20 protein-coding genes are annotated in these 24,170 nt (G+C 60.3%); 16 read left to right on the top strand and 4 right to left on the bottom strand.

What is annotated here, in order from left to right; all coding sequences use genetic code 11:
- Positions 1–53 precede the first annotated feature (53 nt).
- Positions 54–2,462 (bottom strand): DNA translocase FtsK, encoded by a 2,409-nt coding sequence (locus QRN70_RS05165; protein WP_285416132.1) that lies wholly within the window; start codon positions 2,460–2,462, stop codon positions 54–56.
- A gap of 534 nt (positions 2,463–2,996) precedes the next feature.
- Here QRN70_RS05165 and aat point away from each other — a divergent pair.
- The 3 genes from aat to infA all read left to right on the top strand — a co-directional run bounded on the left by aat (position 2,997) and on the right by infA (position 4,773).
- Positions 2,997–3,677: a leucyl/phenylalanyl-tRNA--protein transferase gene (aat, locus tag QRN70_RS05170; RefSeq protein WP_285416133.1), complete on the top strand. Its 681-nt coding sequence runs from the start codon at positions 2,997–2,999 to the stop codon at positions 3,675–3,677.
- A 57-nt stretch (positions 3,678–3,734) separates the two neighbouring features.
- Entirely contained in the window at positions 3,735–4,442 is a 708-nt protein-coding gene (locus QRN70_RS05175; RefSeq protein ID WP_285416134.1) for an arginyltransferase, read from the top strand.
- A 112-nt stretch (positions 4,443–4,554) separates the two neighbouring features.
- Complete coding sequence (gene infA / locus QRN70_RS05180; RefSeq protein ID WP_002553999.1) at positions 4,555–4,773, top strand: translation initiation factor IF-1; 219 nt, start codon at positions 4,555–4,557, stop codon at positions 4,771–4,773.
- A gap of 150 nt (positions 4,774–4,923) precedes the next feature.
- Here the strand turns inward: infA and clpA are convergent, their stop codons facing one another.
- Positions 4,924–7,194 carry an ATP-dependent Clp protease ATP-binding subunit ClpA gene (gene clpA / locus QRN70_RS05185; RefSeq protein ID WP_285416135.1) on the bottom strand — a complete coding sequence of 757 codons (2,271 nt, stop codon included), beginning with the start codon at positions 7,192–7,194 and terminating at the stop codon, positions 4,924–4,926.
- Positions 7,195–7,224: 30 nt separating this feature from the next.
- Positions 7,225–7,587: an ATP-dependent Clp protease adapter ClpS gene (gene clpS / locus QRN70_RS05190; protein ID WP_015094394.1), complete on the bottom strand. Its 363-nt coding sequence runs from the start codon at positions 7,585–7,587 to the stop codon at positions 7,225–7,227.
- Positions 7,588–7,812: 225 nt separating this feature from the next.
- Here clpS and QRN70_RS05195 point away from each other — a divergent pair, with 225 nt between their 5' ends.
- Complete coding sequence (locus QRN70_RS05195) at positions 7,813–8,094, top strand: cold shock domain-containing protein (protein WP_285416136.1); 282 nt, start codon at positions 7,813–7,815, stop codon at positions 8,092–8,094.
- Between the two features lie 83 nt (positions 8,095–8,177).
- On the opposite strand, the gene icd is transcribed toward QRN70_RS05195, so the two are convergent.
- A complete protein-coding gene (gene icd / locus QRN70_RS05200; RefSeq protein WP_285416137.1) occupies positions 8,178–9,434 on the bottom strand; it encodes an NADP-dependent isocitrate dehydrogenase in 1,257 nt (418 codons plus the stop codon).
- A 482-nt stretch (positions 9,435–9,916) separates the two neighbouring features.
- Here icd and QRN70_RS05205 point away from each other — a divergent pair, with 482 nt between their 5' ends.
- The 12 genes from QRN70_RS05205 (at position 9,917) to nuoC (ending at position 24,168) form a co-directional block, all read left to right on the top strand.
- Positions 9,917–12,142: an NADP-dependent isocitrate dehydrogenase gene (locus tag QRN70_RS05205; RefSeq protein ID WP_285416138.1), complete on the top strand. Its 2,226-nt coding sequence runs from the start codon at positions 9,917–9,919 to the stop codon at positions 12,140–12,142.
- 209 nt (positions 12,143–12,351) lie between these two features.
- Positions 12,352–12,798 (top strand): NUDIX hydrolase, encoded by a 447-nt coding sequence (locus tag QRN70_RS05210; protein WP_285416139.1) that lies wholly within the window; start codon positions 12,352–12,354, stop codon positions 12,796–12,798.
- 59 nt (positions 12,799–12,857) lie between these two features.
- The gene (gene mnmA, locus QRN70_RS05215) at positions 12,858–13,982 is read left to right on the top strand and encodes a tRNA 2-thiouridine(34) synthase MnmA (protein WP_285416140.1); all 1,125 of its coding nucleotides are present in this window, start codon (positions 12,858–12,860) and stop codon (positions 13,980–13,982) included.
- Entirely contained in the window at positions 13,979–14,602 is a 624-nt protein-coding gene (gene hflD, locus QRN70_RS05220) for a high frequency lysogenization protein HflD (protein ID WP_285416141.1), read from the top strand. The genes mnmA and hflD overlap by 4 nt, the downstream gene beginning before the upstream one ends.
- 126 nt (positions 14,603–14,728) lie before the next feature.
- Entirely contained in the window at positions 14,729–16,099 is a 1,371-nt protein-coding gene (purB, locus tag QRN70_RS05225; protein WP_285416142.1) for an adenylosuccinate lyase, read from the top strand.
- Between the two features lie 86 nt (positions 16,100–16,185).
- Complete coding sequence (locus QRN70_RS05230; RefSeq protein WP_285416143.1) at positions 16,186–17,355, top strand: ribosomal protein uL16 3-hydroxylase; 1,170 nt, start codon at positions 16,186–16,188, stop codon at positions 17,353–17,355.
- Complete coding sequence (locus QRN70_RS05235) at positions 17,348–17,773, top strand: GNAT family N-acetyltransferase (protein ID WP_003223818.1); 426 nt, start codon at positions 17,348–17,350, stop codon at positions 17,771–17,773. The genes QRN70_RS05230 and QRN70_RS05235 overlap by 8 nt, the downstream gene beginning before the upstream one ends.
- Positions 17,774–18,015: 242 nt before the next feature.
- Complete coding sequence (locus QRN70_RS05240) at positions 18,016–18,768, top strand: secretin N-terminal domain-containing protein (RefSeq protein ID WP_285416144.1); 753 nt, start codon at positions 18,016–18,018, stop codon at positions 18,766–18,768.
- Positions 18,769–19,243: 475 nt separating this feature from the next.
- Positions 19,244–20,569 carry an isocitrate lyase gene (gene aceA / locus QRN70_RS05245; RefSeq protein ID WP_285416145.1) on the top strand — a complete coding sequence of 442 codons (1,326 nt, stop codon included), beginning with the start codon at positions 19,244–19,246 and terminating at the stop codon, positions 20,567–20,569.
- A gap of 642 nt (positions 20,570–21,211) precedes the next feature.
- Complete coding sequence (locus QRN70_RS05250; protein ID WP_003223812.1) at positions 21,212–21,625, top strand: NADH-quinone oxidoreductase subunit A; 414 nt, start codon at positions 21,212–21,214, stop codon at positions 21,623–21,625.
- A 10-nt stretch (positions 21,626–21,635) separates the two neighbouring features.
- Complete coding sequence (locus tag QRN70_RS05255) at positions 21,636–22,310, top strand: NuoB/complex I 20 kDa subunit family protein (RefSeq protein ID WP_285416146.1); 675 nt, start codon at positions 21,636–21,638, stop codon at positions 22,308–22,310.
- A gap of 73 nt (positions 22,311–22,383) precedes the next feature.
- A complete protein-coding gene (gene nuoC, locus QRN70_RS05260; protein WP_285416147.1) occupies positions 22,384–24,168 on the top strand; it encodes an NADH-quinone oxidoreductase subunit C/D in 1,785 nt (594 codons plus the stop codon).
- Positions 24,169–24,170: the final 2 nt, after the last annotated feature.

Genomic DNA, 24,170 nt, shown 5'->3' on the forward strand with positions numbered 1-24,170 from the left:
GAGCGGACGGCGCGTCATTGCGCCATCCCTTGCTTGTGAAACCGGGCCTGGCATCAGTCGCGCATCGGCCCCGGGGCCAGGACTTCACGCGAACCGTTGGTGTTCATCGCGGTGACGACGCCGGCCATTTCCATGGCTTCGATCATCCGTGCGGCGCGGTTGTAACCGATCTTCAGCTTGCGCTGTACAGCGGAAATCGAGGCCCGGCGGCTTTCCAGGACAAACTGCACGGCTTCGTCGTACAGCGCATCGGCTTCCGGATCGTCGCCGTCACCACCGCCACTGCTGCCTTCGAAACCGCTGCCTGCCTCTTCGACGCCATTGAGAATGTCGTCGTTGTATTCCGGCGCGCCACGCAGTTTCCAGGCTTCGACCACCCGATGCACTTCATCGTCGGAAACGAACGCGCCGTGCACACGGATCGGCAGGCTGGTGCCCGGCGGCATGTAGAGCATGTCACCGTGGCCGAGCAATTGTTCGGCGCCGCCCTGGTCGATGATGGTGCGCGAGTCGATCTTGCTCGAGACCTGGAACGCCATACGGGTCGGGATGTTGGCCTTGATCAGACCGGTGATCACGTCCACCGACGGGCGCTGGGTCGCGAGAATCAAATGGATCCCGGCCGCACGGGCCTTCTGCGCGATCCGGGCGATCAGCTCTTCGACCTTCTTGCCGACGATCATCATCATGTCGGCGAATTCGTCGACGACCACGACGATGGTCGGCAGCTTCTGCAGCAGCGGCGCTTCGTCATGGATGCTTTCACGCTTGTACAGCGGATCGCTCAGCGGCTCGCCGGCGTCCTGGGCTTCCTTGACCTTGGCGTTGAAGCCGGACAGGTTACGTACGCCCATCTTCGCCATCAGCTTGTAGCGCCGCTCCATCTCGGCAACGCTCCAGCGCAGGGCGTTGGCCGCGTCCTTCATGTCGGTGACCACCGGGCACAGCAGGTGCGGAATGCCTTCGTAGATCGACAGCTCGAGCATTTTCGGGTCGATCATGATCAGCTTGGCGTCGTCCGGCCCGGATTTGAACAGGATCGACAGGATCATCGCGTTGACGCCCACCGACTTACCGGAACCGGTCGTACCGGCGACCAGCAGGTGCGGCATCTTCGCCAGGTCGGTGATGACCGGTTTGCCGCCGATGTCGTGGCCCAGGGCCAGGGTGACCGGCGATTTGAAGTTGTCGTACTCGGGCGTCGACAGCACTTCGGAGAACCGCACGATCTGCCGGTCTTCGTTGGGAATCTCGATACCGACCGTGGTCTTGCCCGGAATCACCTCGACCACACGCACGCTGGTCACGGCCAGGGAACGCGCAAGGTCTTTCGCCAGGTTGGCGATGCGGCTGACTTTCACGCCCGCGGCAGGCTGGATTTCGTAGCGGGTAATCACCGGGCCGGGATGGATCGAATCGACGGTGACTTCGACGCCGAACTCCTTGAGCTTGATCTCCAGCAGGTGGCCCACCGCAGCCAGGGACTCCGGCGAGTAGTTGAGCTGTTTCTTTTCCGCCGGATCGAGAATCGAGATCGGCGGCAAGGTGCCTTCCACCGCGCTGTCGACAAACAGCGGCGCCTGCTTCTCTTTCTGCACGCGCTTGCTCGGCTCGGGCGCCTTGGCCGGAGCCGGGGCGATGACCGGCGGCACCTGCTTCTCGCGCTCGGACATGTGCTTGCTCAGGGCCTGCTCACGTTCGATCAGGCGTTCCTTGACCTTGGCCTGCTCGCGCTTGTCGGTAACCGTCGGCGCCACGACGTCGTGTACGCGATCGTCGACTTCGCGCAATTGCGCGACCAGTTGCTTGCGTTCGGTGCGCGCGGACCACCAGCGATTGAGCGCGCCCTGGAACAGCTCGAACAGGTCGAGGGTGATCTTGCCGGTGAGATCCATCACCTTGAACCACGACAGGTCGGTGAACACCGTCAGGCCGAACAGGAACAGCGCAATGAACAGCAGCGTGCTGCCCTGGATATTCAGCGCGTTGCGGGCCAGGTCGCCCAGGCTTTCGCCCAGGGCACCGCCAGCGCCCGCCGGCAGACCGGTGGCCGCGTGGAAATGGATGTGCGCCAGCGCGGCGCCAGACAGCACCAGGAACACCAGGCCAATCAGGCGCCAGGAGAACAGCCAGCCGCTCCACTGCCAGGGTTCGTGGCGCTGGCGGAAGATCTGATAGGCCTTGATCGCCAGCAACAACGGGAAGATGTAGGCGAAGTAGCCCAGCACCATGAACAGGATGTCGGCGCTGTAGGAACCGGCCGGGCCGCCGAAATTCTGCACGTCGTCGATCTTGCTGTTGTGGCTCCAGCCCGGATCGTCCTTGCCGTAGGTCAGCAAGGCCATCATCAGGAACAGGCACAAGGCACCGATGGCGATCAGAGCACCTTCCTTGAGTCGGTAGTGCAAATGCTGGCGCCAGAGCGGAACGACTGTTTTTGGTGCTTCGGTGGATTTCTTCAAAACGCTTCTTTTCCTGCGCCAGAGGCGCGTCCATCTATTGAATGACGATAAAAAACTGCCCAATCCAGGCAGGTAAAAAAGTTGACGGGCGCAACTGAGACTACTTTTAACACTGCACCGCGGTTTTTATAAACCGGGCACCCGGCGAATATTCTGTAACAGCCCGGCATTGTACGGGTTTGTGCGTGCGATGCCATGCTTCAGACCTCCTGCTCAAGCATAGCCAAGCACGCCGGCCCTGCGACCCAATTTGAGCATGCATTGTCTTTTGTGACAAAGGCTTATGAGGTGTATTTGATGAACGTAGCGAAGCATGCTCCCAGCACCGCGGCAGTCCGCGGGCAAATCCCCCGCCAGACTCAGCGCAGACGCCTCGCAGGCGACCGGGATGCTCGCTTACGACCGCGTCCCTGACGGCAAGTTGCAGCGACGCACAGGTCACGCAGGATCGACACGACAATCGCGCCATTTAACGGCACACTTTACCGCGGGCCCAGGCGCCCACCGCCCTCCCCTTCTGCAAGCCCGGATGCCATGCTGACTTGGTTACAACGCAACACCCTGACTTTTCCGCCACTGGAAAAGGCCATGCGCGACCCCAACGGGTTGCTGGCCGCCGGTGGCGATCTTTCTGCCGATCGCCTGATCCAGGCGTATCGCCATGGCTGCTTTCCGTGGTTTTCCGAAGGCCAGCCGATTCTCTGGTGGTCGCCCGATCCACGCACCGTGCTGTTCCCCGACGAACTGCACGTCTCGCGCAGCCTGGCCAAACTGCTGCGCCAACAGCGTTATCAGGTGACCTTCGATCAGGATTTCGCTGCCGTGATCCGCGCCTGCGCCGCGCCCCGCGACTATGCCGACGGCACCTGGATCACCCAGGCCATGCAGGACGCCTACGTCGAACTGCACCGCCGCGGGTTCGCCCATTCGGTGGAAGTCTGGGATCAAGGCGAACTGGTCGGCGGCCTGTATGGCCTGGCGATGGGTCAGTTGTTTTTTGGCGAATCGATGTTCAGTCGCGCCGACAACGCCTCGAAATTCGGCTTTGCCACGCTGGTACGGCACCTGAAAGACTCAGGATTCGTGCTGATCGACTGCCAGATGCCGACCGATCATCTGCACAGCCTCGGCGCGCGTGCCATCTCCCGCAGCGCATTCGCCGATTATCTGGCCCGACACCTGGATCAACCGCATCGCGCCACCTGGGTTTGCTGAGCGACTTTTGCGCGCGTGGCTTACACTTAATTCACCAGCTTATCCCGAGGGTTGATCATGACCGAGTTGGCGCGCCTGAAGTTCTATGCCACTCAGCCCCACTCTTGCAGTTATCTGCCCGAGGAGCAGGCCACGACCCTGTTCCTCGATCCGAGCCAGCCCATGGATGTGCATGTCTACGCAGACCTGTCGGAAATGGGCTTTCGTCGTAGCGGCGATCACCTGTACCGCCCGCATTGCCAGAACTGCAATGCCTGCGTGCCTGCGCGCATTCCGGTGGCGCAGTTCAACCCTAACCGACAGCAGAAGCGTATTTTCAAGCGCAACGCCGATGTGCAGGTGCGCCCGGTCAAACCAGCGTTCAGTGAAGAATATTTCGACCTGTACCAGCGCTACATCGAACAGCGTCACGCCGATGGCGACATGTACCCGCCGAGCCGCGATCAGTTCTCGACGTTTCTGGTGCGTGACCTGCCTTTCTCGCGCTTCTACGAGTTCCGGCTCGACGGACGGTTGTTGGCTGTCGCCGTCACCGATTTGCTGCCCAACGGTCTGTCGGCGGTCTACACCTTTTACGAGCCGGAGGAAGAACGCCGCAGCCTGGGCCGTTACGCAATCCTCTGGCAGATCACCGAAGCCCAGCGCCTGGGCCTCGAAGCGGTGTACCTGGGGTACTGGATCAAAAACTGCAAAAAGATGAACTACAAGACCCAGTATCGCCCCATTGAACTACTGATTAATCAGCGCTGGGTCGTCCTCAACTAAACGCAAACCCTAAACCCCTTGGCGTAAACCCCATTTTTCGGGCACAATGCACGCCGCTTTTGCCTGGCGCAGTTGCACCGGGCCATTCATTGGATACCGAGGGCTTTACTGCATGTCGAAAGAAGACAGCTTCGAAATGGAAGGCACTGTCGTCGACACCCTGCCCAACACCATGTTTCGTGTGGAGTTGGAAAATGGGCACGTCGTAACCGCGCATATTTCCGGCAAGATGCGCAAGAACTACATTCGTATTCTTACCGGTGACAAAGTGCGTGTCGAGCTGACGCCCTATGACTTGAGCAAAGGGCGCATCACTTACCGCGCTCGCTAATCAAGTCAATACAAGACGCCCGGCTTAATGCCGGGCGTTTTTGTATCTGTGTTTTGGGTTTGAGGTTCTGGGGCACATCCCCACGACTAAAACCAAAATCGCAGACAGCAAAAAGGCGCCCGAAGGCGCCTTTCGCTTTACCGCCAGCCGTCAGGCCATTTCCGCCGTGGTCTCGAAGTCGAAGGTCAGCTCGCCGTCTTTGATGTCGATGTGCACCACACCGCCATGCTCGGCCAGTTCGCCAAACAGAATCTCCTCCGCCAGCGGACGCTTGATCTTGTCCTGGATCAGACGCGCCATCGGGCGTGCGCCCATTGCCGAGTCGTAACCACCGGCCGCCAGCCAGCTGCGCGCCGCATCGGTGACTTCCAGCAGCACCCGCTTGTCTTCCAGCTGCGCCTGCAGTTCGGTGAGGAACTTGTCCACCACACTCTTGATGACCTCGTGACTGAGGCGACCAAACTGAATGATGGTGTCCAGGCGGTTGCGGAATTCCGGAGTGAAGCTCTTCTTGATCACTTCCATCGCATCGGACGAATGATCCTGATGAGTGAAACCGATCGAAGCACGCGCGGCCGTTTCGGCGCCGGCGTTGGTGGTCATGATCACGATCACGTTGCGGAAGTCCGCCTTGCGCCCGTTGTTGTCGGTCAGCGTACCGTGGTCCATCACCTGCAGCAGCAGGTTGAAGACTTCCGGATGCGCCTTCTCGATTTCATCGAGCAGCAGCACGCAGTGCGGCTGCTTGGTGATCGCTTCGGTCAACAGACCGCCCTGGTCAAAGCCGACATAACCTGGAGGCGCACCGATCAGACGCGATACGGTATGGCGCTCCATGTACTCGGACATGTCGAAACGCACCAGTTCGATGCCCAGCGCTTTCGCCAGTTGCCGCGCAGCCTCGGTCTTACCGACACCGGTAGGACCGGCGAACAGGAACGAACCGACTGGCTTGTCCGGCGACTTGAGCCCGGCGCGCGACAGTTTGATGGCGGTCGACAGCGAGTCGATCGCCGCATCCTGACCAAACACGGTGAGTTTCAGGTCACGTTCGAGGTTACGCAGCAACTCTTTGTCGGAGCTGGTGACGTGTTTCGGCGGAATCCGCGCGATCTTGGCCACGATGTCTTCGACCTGCGGTACTTCGATGCGCTTGACGCGCATTTCCGCCGGCTGCAGACGCTGGTAGGCGCCCGCCTCGTCGATCACGTCGATGGCCTTGTCCGGCATATGCCGGTCATTGATGTAGCGCGAAGCCAGTTCGGCAGCGGCACGCAACGACTCGTCGCTGTACTCGATGTTGTGGTGCTGCTCGAAACGACCTTTCAGGCCACGCAGGATGCCGATGGTGTCTTCCACCGACGGCTCGACGACATCGACTTTCTGGAAACGACGCGCCAGGGCCCGATCCTTCTCGAAGATGCCACGGAATTCCTGGAACGTGGTCGAACCGATGCAGCGGATATCACCCGACGACAGCAGCGGCTTGAGCAGGTTCGAGGCATCCATCACGCCACCGGACGCGGCACCCGCACCGATGATGGTGTGGATCTCGTCGATGAACAGGATCGCCTGCGGGCGCTTTTTCAGCTCATTGAGCAGCGCCTTGAAGCGCTTCTCGAAATCGCCGCGATACTTGGTACCCGCGAGCAGAGCACCGAGATCGAGCGAATAAACCACGCTGTTGGCGAGCAGGTCCGGCACCTGGTTGTCGACAATGCGCTTGGCCAGGCCTTCGGCGATCGCGGTCTTGCCCACGCCCGCCTCGCCGACCAGCAACGGATTGTTCTTGCGCCGGCGCGCGAGGATCTGCGCGACACGCTCGACTTCCATCTCGCGCCCGACCAGTGGATCGATCCGCCCCTGGCGCGCCAGTTCGTTGAGGTTGCTGGCATAAGCATCCAGAGGATTGCCTGAAGAAGAAGACTCACCGCCCTCGTCGTCCTGCATATCTTGTTCACCTTCAGAGTGATCGCCATGCCCCGGCACCTTGGAAATGCCGTGGGCGATGTAGTTGACGACATCGATGCGCGCAACGCTCTGCTGTTTCAGCAGGAACACCGCCTGACTCTCTTGCTCACTGAAGATTGCAACCAGCACGTTGGCGCCAGTCACTTCGCGTTTGCCCGAGCTCTGTACGTGAAAGACAGCACGTTGCAATACACGCTGGAAGCCCAGGGTTGGCTGGGTTTCGCGATCTTCGTCATGGACGGGGATCAATGGCGTGGTGGAGTCGATGAACTCCTGCAGGTCGTGCTTGAGTTTGTCGAGGTTCGCGCCGCAGGCACGCAAAACGGTGGCGGCAGCCTCATTGTCCAATAGGGCCAGCAGCAGGTGTTCGACGGTCATGAATTCATGACGCTTCGAACGAGCCTCCTTGAAGGCAAGATTGAGGGTGACTTCGAGCTCGCGGTTTAACATAGCTTCACCTCATACCCAAGTGGTCGGCGATTAACCGTCCTTCTCGATTTCACAGAGTAGCGGATGCTGGCTTTCCCTGGCGTACTGGTTGACCTGCATGGCCTTTGTCTCGGCGATGTCGCGGGTAAACACTCCACATACTGCCCGTCCTTCTGTGTGAACGGCCAGCATGACCTTGGTCGCCAGCTCGCGATTCAGGTTAAAAAACACCTCGAGCACTTCGACGACGAAATCCATCGGTGTGTAGTCATCGTTGAACAAAACCACCTTGTACATCGGCGGCGCCTGTAACGCAGGCTTTGCTTCCTGAACAGCAATACCCGCTGAATCGTCGTCGTGTAAATCAGGGCGATCCTGATTGAATGTTAGTCGAATCTGGCTGATTGCATGCATGGAAAGAAAGGTTCGTCAGTTGTGCAAATACAGTGGTGGGGGCGGTTTGACACGTTTTCAACTCCGACTGCCCGGTCACCTTGACTATCGGGAAAACGGTGTTACAACCAATAGAGCCCACAGTGGGTAAAAAAGATCCGCCGAGTCAATCTTTATTCACGGATTCGACTGCGGATGAATTGGATGATACTCCAGCGTTGGAGTCTGTTGCAGAGGGATTTGAGCATGGCTGTCGGCAAGGTGAAATGGTTCAACAATGCCAAGGGATTCGGTTTCATCAACACCGACGCCCGCGAAGGTCGCGACGAAGACGGCAAGGACATTGATTTCTTTGCCCATTATTCGGCCATTGAAATGGACGGGTACAAAACCCTGAAGGCCGGACAGCTCGTCAAATTCGACATCGTGCAAGGCCCCAAAGGCCTGCATGCCGTGAGCATCCGCGCCGTCGACGCCGCCCAGGAGGCTGCTCCGGCCAGCGTGCAGACCCAATCGGTCACCAGCTGACGCCCGCGTAAACCGCCAGCCAATAAAAAACCGCCCGGTTCGATCACTCGAGCCGGGCGGTTTTTTGTTGCAGCGGTTTTCGCTTACATGTGCGAGATCAGCGCATCACCGAAGCCGGACGACGAAACCAGCTTGGCGCCATCCATCAGACGCTCGAAGTCGTAGGTCACGGTCTTGGCGCCGATCGCGCCGTTGGTGCCCTTGATGATCAGATCCGCCGCCTCGGTCCAGCCCATATGGCGCAGCATCATTTCCGCGGAGAGAATCAACGACCCCGGGTTGACCTGATCCTTGCCGGCGTATTTCGGCGCGGTACCGTGGGTCGCTTCGAACATCGCCACGGTGTCGGACAGGTTGGCGCCCGGCGCGATGCCGATACCGCCCACTTCCGCCGCCAGGGCGTCGGAGAGGTAGTCGCCGTTGAGGTTGAGGGTCGCGATCACATCGTATTCGGCCGGGCGCAGCAGGATCTGCTGGAGCATGGCGTCGGCGATGGCATCCTTGACGACGACGTTCTTGCCGGTTTTCGGGTTCTTGAACTGCATCCACGGGCCGCCGTCGAGCAGGGTCGCGCCGAACTCTTCGGCCGCCACTTCATAGGCCCATTCCTTGAAGGCACCTTCGGTGAACTTCATGATGTTGCCTTTGTGCACGATGGTCAGCGAGTCGCGGTCATTGTCGACCACATATTGCAGCGCCTTGCGCGCCAGGCGCTTGGTGCCCTCGCGGGAAACCGGCTTGACGCCGATGCCGCAGTTTTCGTCGAATCGGATCTTGGTGACGCCCATTTCTTCCTTGAGGAACTTGATGACCTTGGTCGCTTCGGGCGAACCGGCCTTCCATTCGATGCCGGCGTAGATGTCTTCGGAGTTCTCGCGGAAGATGGTCATGTCGACGTCGCCAGGCTTTTTCACCGGGCTTGGCACGCCTTCGAACCAGCGCACCGGGCGCAGGCAGACGTACAGGTCGAGTTGCTGGCGCAGGGCCACGTTCAGCGAACGGATGCCGCCACCGACCGGAGTGGTCAGCGGGCCCTTGATGGAAACCACGTAATCCTTGACCGCGTCCAGGGTTTCCTGGGGCAGCCAGGTGTCCTGATCGTAAACCTGGGTGGCTTTTTCCCCGGCGTAGACTTCCATCCAGGAAATCTTGCGCTTGCCGCCGTATGCCTTTTGAACTGCAGCATCGACAACCTTGATCATCACCGGACTGATGTCGACACCAATGCCGTCACCTTCGATGAAGGGGATGATCGGGTTATCAGGAACATTGAGAGAATGGTCTGCATTGACGGTGATTTTGTCGCCGACGGCTGGAACCTGAATCTTCTTGTAACCCATGCTGAACTCCATTGATTGGATTGAACATCTGGCTTGGTTCGAGCGTAACCCAGTTGAATCAACACGCAAACCCTATGTTCCGGGCATGGACACATCTCGTTTCGTACAAGCCTGAAAGCAAAGGGAAAAGCGCCAAAATCAAGCATTCGCGACGACTCTACGCCCCACCCCGCCCTGCGACCTTTAGACCAATGGACGAGAATCGTTGCATATGAACCATCGGCAGATTGCCAGCTACCTATGTATAATGCCGCCCGCTGACCACAGGGTCACGACGGCTGGCCTCTCTAGCACGAGACTTTCCGCCTGATTGGTCGGGCTGTTACCGCAGTCCGACTGCTTGACGCTCTACTGATGCACCCAACATCACCGCGAAGAAATCTCGACACTCGGTTCATGGATGACTTTGAACGAACGCGCTTACCCGGCGCCCCTCGAGTTTCTGCGCACGCTTTAGCAAAGAAGAGAGAGTTAATCCGAATATGCCCACCCGCTCGAAGATCATCTATACCTTCACCGACGAAGCTCCAGCCCTCGCCACCTATTCCCTGCTGCCGATCATCGAGGCTTACACCGCCTCGGCCGATATCGCCGTGGAAACCCGCGATATCTCTCTTGCAGGGCGCATCCTGGCCAGCTTCCCGGAGCAACTGGGCGACAAAGCCGTAGCCGACCACCTCGCCGAACTGGGCGACCTGGCCGTTACGCCTGAAGCCAACATCATCAAGCTGCCGAACATCAGCGCTTCGGTTCCACAGCTGCAAGCCGCGATCAAAGAACTGCAAGCCCAGGGCTACAACCTGCCGGACTACCCGGAAACCGTGACCAGCGACGCCGACAAAGACGCCAAGGCGCGTTATGACAAGGTCAAGGGCAGCGCCGTGAACCCGGTCCTGCGTGAAGGCAACTCCGACCGCCGTGCACCGCTGTCGGTCAAGAACTACGCGCGCAAGCACCCACACAAGATGGGCGCCTGGGCCAAGGACTCCAAGTCCCACGTCGCTCACATGAGCACCGGCGATTTCTACGGCAGCGAAAAAGCCGCCCTGATCGACGCCGCTGACGCCGTGAAGATCGAACTGATCGCCAAGGACGGCAGCACGACCGTCCTGAAAGAAAAAACCACCGTTCAGGCCGGCGAGATCCTCGACTGCGCCGTGATGAGCAAAAACGCCCTGCGCGCGTTCATCGCCGCTGAAATCGAAAGCGCCAAGGCCCAGGGCGTACTGCTCTCGGTTCACCTGAAAGCGACCATGATGAAGGTTTCCGACCCGATCATGTTCGGCCAGATCGTTGCCGAGTTCTATAAAGACGCCCTGACCAAGCACGCGGACGTGCTGGCCCAGATCGGCTTCAACCTGAACAACGGCATCGGCGACCTGTACGCCCGCATCAAGGCCCTGCCGGCCGAGCAGCAGGCGCAGATCGAAGCCGACATTCAAGCGGTGTACGCCGTTCGTCCGGCGCTGGCGATGGTCAACTCCGACAAAGGCATCACCAACCTGCACGTGCCGAGCGACGTCATCGTCGACGCCTCGATGCCAGCGATGATCCGTGACTCCGGCAAGATGTGGGGCACCGACGGCCAGCTGCACGACACCAAGGCGGTGATCCCGGATCGCTGCTACGCAACCATCTACCAGGCGGTGATCGAAGACTGCAAGGCCAATGGCGCGTTCGATCCGACCACCATGGGCAGCGTGCCGAACGTCGGCCTGATGGCGAAGAAAGCCGAAGAGTACGGCTCGCACGACAAGACCTTCCAGATCAAGGCCGACGGCGTGGTTCGCGTCACCGACAGCCAGGGCAAGCTGCTGATGGAGCAGGCCGTTGAAGCCGGCGACATCTTCCGCATGTGCCAGACCAAGGACGCGCCGATCCAGGACTGGGTCAAGCTGGCCGTCAACCGCGCTCGCGCAAGCAGCACTCCGGCCATTTTCTGGCTGGACCCGATGCGCGCCCACGACGGCGTAGTGATCGAGAAGGTTCAGGCTTACCTGAAGGATCACGACACCGCGGGTCTGGACATCCAGATCATGGCCCCGGTCGACGCCATGAAGTACACCCTGCAGCGCACCCGCGAAGGCAAGGACACTATTTCGGTGACCGGCAACGTACTGCGCGACTACCTGACCGACCTGTTCCCGATCATGGAACTGGGCACCAGCGCCAAGATGCTGTCGATCGTGCCGCTGATGAACGGTGGCGGTCTGTTCGAAACCGGTGCTGGCGGTTCGGCACCGAAGCACGTGCAGCAACTGCTGGAAGAAAACTTCCTGCGCTGGGATTCGCTGGGCGAGTTCCTGGCCCTGGCAGCGTCCCTCGAGCATTTGGGTGTGAACTACAACAACCCGAAAGCCCTGGTACTGTCCAAGACCCTGGATCAGGCCACCGGCCAGTTCCTCGACAACAACAAGTCGCCATCGCGCAAAGTCGGCAACATCGACAACCGCGGCAGCCACTTCTACCTGGCGCTGTACTGGGCTCAGGCTCTGGCTGCCCAGACCGAAGACGCTGCACTGCAAGCGCAGTTCGCGACCCTGGCCAAGACCCTGACCGAGAACGAAGCGACCATCGTCGCCGAGCTCAACGCCGTGCAGGGCAAGCCAGTCGACATCGGCGGTTACTACCACGCAAATGCCGAGCTGATCAGCAAGGCCATGCGCCCAAGCGCAACCTTCAACGCGGCGATTGCTGCGCTGGTATAAGGTTGTAAAGGGAACATCACAAACCCCGGCCCTGCGCCGGGGTTTGTGTTTGCGGCCCATTTGTCAATCAACTCAGAACCCTGTGGGAGCTGGCTTGCCAGCGATGACTGTTTCCCATCCACCATTGATGGTGATTGACCCAGCGCTAGCGCTGGCAAGCCAGCTTCCACAGGGATAGTGTTTCAAGTTTTGGAAATCGAGGAAGAATGATGGAATGGCTCCCCCACATCACCGTCGCCACCATCGTCGAGGACAATGGCCGCTTTCTGATGGTCGAAGAGCACAAGGCCGGGCGTAACGTTCTCAACCAGCCTGCCGGGCATCTCGATCCGGACGAAACCCTGATCGATGCCGCCATCCGCGAAACCCTCGAGGAAACCGGCTGGGACGTCGAACCGACCGCCGTGATCGGCATTTACCTGTACACCGCGCCGAGCAACGGCGTGACTTATCAACGCGTATGCTTCAGCGCCAAAGCCGTGAAACATCACCCGGACTATCAGCTGGACGACGGCATCGTCGGCGCCAAGTGGCTGACCCGCGACGAATTATTGGCCCAGCGCGACAACTGGCGCAGCGAGCTGATCATCCGTTGCATCGACGATTATCTGGCCGGCCATCGCTTCAGCCTCGAACTGATCCGCCCTTCTCTTTAGCCTTGCGGGCTCCGGCCTGTTAGAATCGCGTCCTTTTTCAAGACACTCATTGAATCCCTATGCGTGATCCAGCCCCTTCTGACACATCCAAGAAGCGCGTCATTGTCGGCATGTCCGGCGGCGTGGACTCTTCCGTTTCCGCTCTCCTGCTGATCGAGCAGGGCTACGAGGTGGAAGGCCTGTTCATGAAGAACTGGGAAGAAGACGACGGAACGCAATACTGCACCGCCATGGACGACCTGGCGGATGCCCAGGCCGTGTGCGACAAGATCGGCATCAAGCTGCACACCGCCAACTTCGCCGCTGAGTACTGGGACAACGTGTTCGAGCACTTCCTGGCCGAATACAAGGCCGGGCGTACGCCGAACCCGGACATCCTGTGCAACCGCGAAATCAAGTTCAAGGCGTTCCTCGACTACGCCATCATGCTCGGCGCCGACCTGATCGCCACCGGCCACTACGTGCGCCGTCGTGACATCGATGGCCGCACCGAACTGCTCAAGGGCCTCGACCCGAACAAGGACCAGAGCTACTTCCTGCACGCCGTCGGCGGCGAGCAGATCGCCAAGACCCTGTTCCCGGTCGGCGAGCTGGAAAAACCCGAAGTGCGCGCCATTGCCGAGAAATATGAACTGGCCACCGCCAAGAAGAAGGATTCCACCGGGATCTGCTTCATCGGCGAGCGGCGCTTCAGTGATTTCCTCAAGCAATACCTGCCGGCGCAGCCGGGCGAGATCAAGACCACCGAAGGCGAAGTCATCGGCCGCCACCACGGCCTGATGTACCACACCATCGGCCAGCGCCAGGGCCTGGGCATCGGCGGCTTGAAAGACGCCGGCGACGAGCCTTGGTACGTACTGCGCAAGGACCTGGACAGCAACGAACTGATTGTCGGCCAGGGCAACAACCATCCATGGCTGTTCTCCGGCGCCCTGCTCGCCTCGGAAATCTACTGGGTCAACCCGATCGACCTGAGCCAGCCGCTGCGCCTGACGGCGAAAGTGCGCTATCGCCAGAGCGACCAGGCCTGCACCCTGGAAAAAACCGCCAGCGGCTACCGCGCCGTGTTCGACGAACCGCAACGTGCGGTAACCCCGGGCCAGTCCGTGGTGTTCTATGACGGTGAAGTCTGCCTCGGTGGCGGCGTGATCGAAGTCGCCGAGCCGTGGAGCGGCCAGGCATGAGCCCGACTCAGGAGCAACTGACGGCACTCGGCGGCGTGTTCCTCGCCGCCGTGCTGGTCGACCGCATCGCCAAGACCGGGCAGACCAACGAAGCCGGCCTGAGCTGCATGCTCGGCAGTCTGCTGGTGCGCGATCCGAAGGACACCCTCGACGTATACGGCGGCGACGACATCAATCTGCGCGAAGGCTACCGCGCGCTGATTGGCGCCCTCGAACGCGACCCGAGCACCCTGCAGCGTGAACCGCTGCGCTACGCGTTGTCGATGCTCGGCCTGGAGCGCCAACTGGCCAAGCGCGACGACATGCTCGACACCATCGGCAAGCGCCTGCCGCAAATCCAGTCGCAGGTCGAGCATTTCGGCCCGGCCCACGAAAACGTCATCGCCGCGTGTGGCGCGCTGTACCAGGACACCCTGAGCACCCTGCGCCAGCGCATCCAGGTGCACGGCGACATGCGCAACCTGCAGCAACCGAGCAATGCCTCGAAGATCCGTGCCCTGCTGCTCGCCGGCATCCGTTCGGCGCGCCTGTGGCGCCAGCTCGGCGGTCATCGCTGGCAGCTGGTGATCAGTCGCCGCAAGCTGCTCAAAGAGCTTTATCCGCTGATGCGCAGCAGCTGAACTGCGCCTGCAACACCGCTTCACGTCAGTAACGCGTAATACGCCGGTCAGTTGGCAGCGGATCGGCGGATTTTTTCATGTATGATACGCGCCCCATTTCGTTGCCCGACTGTCCGAGAACACCCCATGCAGCTCTCTTCGCTCACTGCGGTTTCCCCTGTTGACGGCCGCTACGCCGGCAAAACCCAGGCCCTGCGCCCTATTTTCAGCGAGTACGGCCTGATCCGTGCCCGTGTTCTGGTTGAAGTGCGCTGGCTCCAGCGCCTGGCCGCCCACGCCGGCATCCCGGAAGTGCCTGCCTTTTCCGCCGAGGCCAACGCCGTTCTCAACGAACTGGCTGAAAACTTCTCGCTGGAGCACGCCGAGCGCGTCAAAGAGATCGAGCGCACCACCAACCACGACGTCAAGGCGATCGAATACCTGCTCAAGGAGCAGGCGGCCAAGCTGCCGGAACTGGCCAAGGTCAGCGAATTCATCCACTTTGCCTGCACCAGCGAAGACATCAACAACCTGTCCCACGCCCTGATGCTGCGCGAAGGCCGTGACGACGTGATGCTGCCGCTGATGCGCCAGACTGCCAACGCCATCCGCGAACTGGCGATCCGTTTCGCCGACGTGCCGATGCTGTCGCGCACCCACGGTCAGCCGGCTTCGCCGACCACCCTGGGCAAAGAGCTGGCCAACGTGGTCTACCGTCTCGAGCGGCAGATCGCTCAAGTCGCCGCCGTGCCGCTGCTGGGCAAGATCAACGGCGCCGTGGGCAACTACAACGCACACCTGTCGGCCTACCCGCAGATCGACTGGGAAGCCAACGCCCGCGCCTTCATCGAAGACGAACTGGGCCTGGGCTTCAACCCGTACACCACGCAGATCGAGCCGCACGACTACATCGCCGAGCTGTTCGACGCCATTGCGCGCTTCAACACCATCCTGATCGACTTCGATCGTGATATCTGGGGCTACATCTCCCTGGGTTACTTCAAGCAGCGCACCATTGCCGGCGAAATCGGTTCGTCGACCATGCCGCACAAGGTCAACCCGATCGACTTCGAAAACTCCGAAGGCAACCTCGGCATCGCCAACGCGCTGTTCCAGCACCTGGCGAGCAAGCTGCCGATCTCGCGCTGGCAGCGCGACCTGACCGACTCCACCGTGCTGCGCAACCTCGGTGTCGGCTTCGCCCACAGCGTGATCGCCTATGAAGCCAGCCTCAAAGGCATCAGCAAGCTGGAACTGAACGCGCAGAAGATCGCCGAAGACCTGGACGCCTGCTGGGAAGTCCTGGCCGAGCCGATCCAGACCGTGATGCGCCGCTACAACATCGAAAACCCGTATGAAAAGCTGAAAGAACTGACCCGTGGCAAGGGCATCAGCCCTGAAGCCCTGCAGACTTTCATCGATGGCCTGGACATGCCTGCCGCCGCCAAGGCCGAGCTGAAACAACTGACGCCGGCCAACTACATCGGCAACGCCGTGGCACAAGCCAAACGCATCTGATCGACCGCTTGACCCGTTTGAGACGCCCGGCCGCGCCGGGCGTTTTTATTCCCGTCTGAAAAGTGATTTTTTTCAATAGGTTACATATGAATTCCGATATTCCTCTTCAACTTCTGGGCGGCCTCACGGCGCGCGAATTCCTGCGCGACTACTGGCAGAAAAAACCCCTGCTGATCCGTCAGGCGATTCCTGACTTCGAAAGCCCGATCGATGCCGACGAACTGGCCGGCCTGGCCCTGGAAGAAGAAGTCGAATCGCGCCTGGTCATCGAGCACGGCGAGCGCCCATGGGAATTGCGTCGCGGCCCGTTTGCCGAAGACGAATTCAGCAAACTGCCGGAAACCGAATGGACCCTGCTGGTGCAGGCGGTCGACCAGTTCGTACCGGAAGTCAGCGAGCTGCTGGAAAACTTTCGCTTCCTGCCGAGCTGGCGCGTCGACGACGTGATGATCAGCTTCGCCGCGCCAGGTGGCAGCGTCGGTCCGCACTTCGATAACTACGACGTGTTCCTGCTCCAGGGCCACGGCAAGCGCAACTGGAAAATCGGCCAGATGTGCGACTCAGAGAGCCCGCTGCTGCAGCACGCCGACCTGCGCATCCTCGCCGAATTCGAAGAAACCGCCGAGTGGGTCCTGGAACCGGGCGACATGCTCTACCTGCCACCGCGCCTGGCCCACTGCGGCGTCGCCGTGGACAACTGCATGACCTACTCGGTCGGCTTCCGCGCCCCGAGCGCCTCGGAAGTGCTGACCCACTTCACCGATTTCCTCAGCCAGTTCCTCTCGGACGAAGAGCGCTACACCGACGCCGACGCCCAGCCGGCGGCCGATCCGCACCAGATTCAGCACGATGCGCTGGACCGCCTGAAGAGCCTGCTCGCCGAACACATGAGCGACGAGCGCCTGCTGCTGACCTGGTTCGGCCAGTACATGACCGAACCGCGCTACCCGGAACTGGTGGTCGGCCCGGAAGACGTCGAGGAAGAGGATTTCCTCGCCGCTCTGGAAGACGGCGCCGTGCTGATCCGCAACCCGAGCGCGCGCCTGGCCTGGTCGGAAGTCGATGACGACCTGCTGCTGTTCGCCAGCGGCCAGAGCCGCTACCTGCCGGGCAAACTGCGCGAGCTGCTGAAGATGATCTGCGCCGCCGACGCGCTGCACGTCGACAACCTCGGCGAATGGCTGAGCGACGAGGATGGTCGCGGCCTGCTGTGCGAACTGGTCAAGCAGGGCAGCCTGGGGTTCGCCGATGAATAAGATTCGCGTACGTGTCGCAGACTGGCAAAAGGACAACGCCGAGATCCGGCGCATTCGTGAAACGGTGTTCATCGCCGAACAATCGGTGCCACCCGAGCTGGAATGGGACGCCGACGACGCCACCGCCGTGCATTTCCTGGCGTTCGAGGGCGACTTTCCGATCGGTACTGCCCGCCTGCTGCCTGACGGGCACATTGGCCGGGTTTCGGTGCTGAAGGACTGGCGCGGCATGAAGGTCGGCGATGCGCTGATGCAAGCGGTCATCGCCGAAGCCGAAGCCCGTGGCCTGCAGCAGCAAATGCTCAGCGCGCAGGTGCAGGCCACGGCGTTCTACGAACGCCTGGGCTTCAGCCTGGTCAGTGAGGAATTCCTCGAAGCCGGGATTCCGCATGTCGATATGGTTCGCCATTCGGCATAAGACGCAGCCGCGACTTTCGCGAGCAGACTCGCTCGCACAGAGATTTCCAGCGGACACGATTTTTGTGTCAGGCAGAGATTGAATGTGGGAGCGAGCCTGCTCGCGAAGAAGCCCGCGAGCACACCACAAAACGCCCCGCCATCTCACGATGCCGGGGCGTTTTGCTGTCTACGATTCAACTTGCCCCACCGCGGGCCGACAAACTGGCAATATCAAGCCTTTCGAAAGCGGAGATAACGGACATGTCCCTACGCACCCTGCTCACCACCCTGCTGCTCGGTTGCAGCTTTTCGGTGCTGGCAGCCACAGAAATCGTGCCCCTCAAATACCACACCAGCGCCGACATGCTGCCGGTAGCGCAGGACTTCATCGGCAAGGACGGCCAGGTCAGCGCCTACGGCAACCAGCTGATCGTCAAGGCCGAACCGGGCAAGATCGAGGAACTGAAGAACCTGCTCGCGCAGCTCGATACCGCCCCCAAGCGCCTGCTGATTACCGTCGACACCAACGAAAACAACGGCCGTGGCGACGAAGGCTACTCGGTCAACGGCGCGCAGACCCGCATCATCAGCCGCAGCACCGCCAGCCGCGACGGCGGCATCCAGCAAGTGCAGGCCAGCGAAGGTGCGCCGGCACTGATCCAGGTCGGCCAGAGCGTGCCGATCACCAGCAGCCAGAGCGATTCCTACGGTGGCTACAGCAGCCAGACCCAATATCGCAACGTCACGCAGGGGTTTTATGTCACCGCCAGCGTCACCGGCGACACCGTTCACCTGGCCATCAGTACCAACCGTGACCGCATGAGCCAGGAACGTCCCGATGTAGTGAACGTGCAAAGCACCGACACAACCGTCACCGGACGCCTCGGCGAATGGATCACCCTCGCCGGTGTGAATCGCCAGACTCAGGCCGATAAACAGGGCCTGGCCCGCAGCTACTCGACTCAAGGCCGGGATGACATGACCTTGCGAGTGAAAGTCGACGCCCTGGACTAAAGCACCGAAAACTGACTGATTAGTCGTATTAGACGAAAGATGTAGTGCTTGAAAAAAAGCACTACAAAACGTTTGACGAGGCAAAAAAGCGAAGGCATGATGGCCTCGCTCCCGCTAATCAGGGGCCCTGGCAAGGGCCTTCGAAGCGACGTTCGCACCTACCCCGCGAGCCGTTTCGTGTCTGTACCGCCCACAAGGTGTGTTTGACGAGGTTGCCGACTGGAACGAAGTTGTCCCGAGGGACGGAAGCGTAATTAGGTAACCCGGCATCACACTGTAGTTCGTATAACGGCCCACGACGCCCGAATGCGCCCGCCAGTTCGCCTTTACCTGCTCACTTTCCCCTCGAGCCCATCGTTCATCCCGTCGCCTACCCCGCCGAACCCGCCCTGACCCCCTAAGCTTCTGGTCAGCGAGCGCAGGAATTTTCCACCGCAGAACAACTTTTCATAAAGACGCGACGAGGTTTATCTCCATGGCACTGACACGCGAACAGCAAATTGCAGCCCTTGAAAAAGACTGGGCTGAAAACCCGCGCTGGAAAGGCGTGACTCGCACTTACTCCGCTGCTGACGTCGTCCGTCTGCGTGGCTCGGTTCAACCTGAGCACACTTTCGCGAAAATGGGCGCCGAGAAGCTGTGGAACCTGGTGACCCAGGGTGCCAAGCCGTCCTTCCGCCCAGAGAAAGATTTCGTCAACTGCATGGGCGCCCTGACCGGCGGCCAGGCTGTGCAACAGGTCAAGGCCGGTATCCAGGCGATCTACCTGTCCGGCTGGCAGGTGGCTGCGGACAACAACTCCGCCGAATCGATGTACCCGGACCAGTCGCTGTACCCGGTGGACTCGGTGCCAACCGTGGTCAAGCGCATCAACAACTCGTTCCGTCGCGCCGACCAGATCCAGTGGAAAGCCGGCAAGAACCCGGGCGACGAAGGCTACATCGACTACTTCGCGCCAATCGTGGCTGACGCCGAAGCCGGTTTCGGCGGCGTACTGAACGCCTACGAGCTGATGAAGAGCATGATCGAAGCAGGCGCCGCCGGCGTGCACTTCGAAGACCAACTGGCGTCCGTGAAGAAATGCGGTCACATGGGCGGCAAAGTGCTGGTGCCAACCCAGGAAGCGGTACAGAAGCTGGTTGCTGCGCGCCTGGCGGCCGACGTTGCCGGTACGCCGACCATCATCCTGGCCCGTACCGACGCCAACGCCGCTGACTTGCTGACATCCGACTGCGACCCGTACGACCAGCCATTCGTGACGGGCGAGCGCACCCAGGAAGGTTTCTACAAGGTTCGCGCCGGTCTCGACCAGGCCATCGCCCGTGGCCTGGCCTACGCCCCGTACGCCGACCTGATCTGGTGCGAAACCGCCAAGCCGGACCTGGACGAGGCGCGTCGCTTCGCCGAAGCGATCAAGAAGGAATACCCGGACCAACTGCTGTCGTACAACTGCTCGCCTTCCTTCAACTGGAAGAAAAACCTGGACGACGCGACCATCGCCAAGTTCCAGCGCGAACTGTCCGCCATGGGCTACAAGCACCAGTTCATCACCCTGGCCGGCATTCACAACATGTGGCACAGCATGTTCAACCTGGCGCACGACTACGCCCGCAACGACATGACTGCCTACGTGAAGCTGCAGGAGCAGGAATTCGCTGACGCCGCCAAGGGTTACACCTTCGTGGCTCACCAGCAGGAAGTGGGCACCGGCTACTTCGACGACATGACCACCGTGATCCAGGGCGGTTCGTCCTCGGTGACCGCGCTGACCGGTTCGACCGAAGAAGAACAGTTCCACTGAGTCGACTTCGCTGAGCAAACGGCCTTTGCGGATCGTATAGAAAGCTAACCGCACTGCCGCACAACTGACGCCCCGACTGGTTCGGGGCGTTTTTTTGCCCGCAGGTTGCTCCGGCCTGAAAAACCCGTGGGAGCGGGCTTGCCCGCGATGACGATTTCGGCTTCAGCGCATGGGCGAACTCATACACCGCAAATCGCGGGCAAGTCTGCTCCGACAGGTCCTGTGTCGAACCGTCCTGAAAAACATTGATCCAGAGCGGTACAGACGTCAGAAAAATCAGCTAAAACGGGGGCCGCCGCTACTTGCAGTAACGTGCATATAAGACAACTTCCCAACTGGCCACCCGCTAAATACTTACAAAACCGATCCAAACAATATTGATTATCATTTAGCAGCAACTATGCTCGTTACATTTCCTACAAAACATAATTGACGGAATCCCGGCTAATGCCCGCAACGCATGGGCTGCGGGGCCTTCGAGGTGCGCTATGTCCTTATTCCAATAAATAATTTCGCTATAGGAATTTTACTTGCCGGGTGTTTAGCCATAAAATCAGCGCGATTGATTGCTGCGACATATCGTCACTGCCTTATTTCTTTATCAAGCTCAGAGACCTTTGCTCTCTGTTAAGGATTTCCAGCATGCCCGAAGCGACAGGACTCATGGCCCACAACTGGGGCTTTGCCATTTTCCTTCTGGGTGTAGTCGGCCTGTGTGCCTTCATGCTCGGCGTCTCCAGCCTCCTCGGGTCAAAAGCCTGGGGCCGCAGCAAAAACGAACCGTTCGAGTCCGGCATGCTACCTACAGGTGGCGCCCGCTTGCGGCTCTCAGCCAAATTCTATCTGGTCGCGATGCTGTTCGTGATCTTCGATATCGAAGCCCTCTTTCTCTTTGCATGGTCTGTGTCCGTCCGCGAAAGCGGCTGGACCGGATTCGTCGAAGCTCTCGTTTTCATAGCAATTCTGTTGGCAGGTCTTGTCTACCTGTTCCGAGTGGGGGCCCTTGACTGGGCTCCGGAAGCTCGTCGCAAGCGGCAGGCGAAGCTGAAACAATGAGGCTTTGGCAATGCAATACAATCTCACCCGGATCGACCCTGATGCTCCTAACGAGCAATATCCGATTGGCCAGCGGGAAACCGTTGCCGATCCGTTAGAAGATCAAGTCCACAAAAACATTTTCATGGGCAAGCTGGAAGACGTGCTGAGTGGCGCGGTCAACTGGGGACGTAAGAACTCCCTGTGGCCGTACAACTTCGGCCTGTCGTGCTGCTACGTGGAAATGACCACCGCCTTCACGGCGCCCCACGACATCGCGCGCTTCGGCGCCGAAGTTATCCGGGCATCACCGCGTCAGGCCGACTTCATGGTTATCGCCGGTACCTGCTTCATCAAGATGGCGCCGATCATCCAGCGCCTGTACGAGCAGATGCTCGAGCCGAAGTGGGTTATCTCCATGGGTTCGTGCGCCAACTCCGGTGGCATGTACGACATCTACTCCGTGGTTCAGGGGGTGGACAAGTTCCTGCCCGTGGACGTCTACGTACCTGGCTGCCCGCCCCGTCCAGAAGCGTTCCTGCAAGGCTTGATGCTGCTGCAGGAATCGATTGGCCAGGAGCGTCGCCCACTTTCCTGGGTCGTTGGCGATCAAGGCGTTTATCGCGCCGACATGCCTTCGCAAAAGGAACAGCGCCGCGAACAGCGTATTCAGGTAACCAACCTGCGCAGCCCTGACGAAGTCTGATCCAGATCTGTTCTGACAAAGAAACGAGAAGCTGGCTTCATTCTTTACGTTGACCGAAAGCGAAAACATAACCATGACTACAGGCAGTGCTCTGTACATCCCGCCTTACAAGGCAGACGACCAGGATGTGGTCGTCGAACTCAACAACCGTTTTGGCGCCGAAGCGTTCACCGCCCAGCCGACCCGCACCGGCATGCCGGTGCTGTGGGTGGCCCGCGCCAAACTCGTCGAAGTCCTGACCTTCCTGCGCAACCTGCCCAAGCCGTACGTCATGCTTTATGACCTGCACGGCGTGGACGAGCGTCTGCGTACCAAGCGTCAAGGCCTGCCGAGCGGTGCGGATTTCACCGTGTTCTACCATCTCATGTCGCTGGAGCGTAATAGTGACGTGATGATCAAGGTCGCCTTGTCCGAAAGCGACCTCAGCCTGCCGACCGTCACCAGTATCTGGCCGAACGCCAACTGGTACGAGCGTGAAGTCTGGGACATGTACGGCATTGACTTCAAAGGTCACCCGCACCTGTCGCGCATCATGATGCCGCCGACCTGGGAAGGTCACCCGCTGCGCAAGGACTTCCCGGCGCGCGCTACCGAATTCGATCCGTTCAGCCTCAACCTCGCCAAGCAGCAGCTCGAGGAAGAAGCCGCGCGCTTCCGCCCGGAAGACTGGGGCATGAAGCGTTCCGGCCCGAACGAGGACTACATGTTCCTCAACCTCGGCCCGAACCACCCTTCGGCGCACGGTGCGTTCCGCATCATCCTGCAGCTCGACGGTGAAGAAATCGTCGACTGCGTACCGGACATCGGTTACCACCACCGTGGCGCCGAGAAGATGGCCGAGCGTCAGTCCTGGCACAGCTTCATCCCGTACACCGACCGTATCGACTACCTCGGCGGCGTGATGAACAACCTGCCGTACGTGCTCTCGGTCGAGAAGCTGGCCGGCATCAAGGTGCCGGAGAAGGTCGACGTCATCCGCATCATGATGGCCGAGTTCTTCCGCATCACCAGCCACCTGCTGTTCCTCGGTACCTACATCCAGGACGTTGGTGCCATGACCCCGGTGTTCTTCACCTTCACCGACCGCCAGAAGGCGTACACGGTGATCGAAGCCATTACCGGTTTCCGTCTGCACCCGGCCTGGTACCGCATCGGCGGCGTCGCCCACGACCTGCCGCGCGGCTGGGACAAACTGGTGAAAGACTTCGTCGAATGGCTGCCGAAGCGCCTCGACGAGTACACCAAGGCGGCCCTGCAGAACAGCATCCTCAAGGGCCGGACCATCGGCGTCGCGCAGTACAACACCAAAGAGGCCCTGGAATGGGGTGTCACCGGTGCCGGCCTGCGTTCCACCGGTTGCGACTTCGACCTGCGTAAAGCGCGCCCCTACTCCGGCTACGAGAACTTCGAATTCGAAGTACCGCTGGCGGCCAATGGCGATGCCTACGATCGCTGCATGGTGCGCGTCGAAGAGATGCGCCAGAGCATCAAGATCATCGACCAGTGCCTGCGCAACATGCCGGAAGGCCCGTACAAGGCGGATCACCCGCTGACCACGCCGCCGCCGAAAGAGCGCACGCTGCAGCACATCGAAACCCTGATTACGCACTTCCTGCAGGTTTCGTGGGGCCCGGTCATGCCGGCCAACGAATCCTTCCAGATGATCGAAGCGACCAAGGGCATCAACAGTTATTACCTGACGAGCGACGGCGGCACCATGAGCTACCGTACCCGGATCCGTACTCCGAGCTTCGCCCACCTGCAGCAGATCCCTTCGGTGATCAAAGGCAGCATGGTCGCGGACCTGATTGCGTACCTGGGTAGTATCGATTTCGTTATGGCCGACGTGGACCGCTAAGC

Source organism: Pseudomonas sp. efr-133-TYG-5 (genome assembly GCF_030209175.1).
GTDB lineage: Bacteria > Pseudomonadota > Gammaproteobacteria > Pseudomonadales > Pseudomonadaceae > Aquipseudomonas.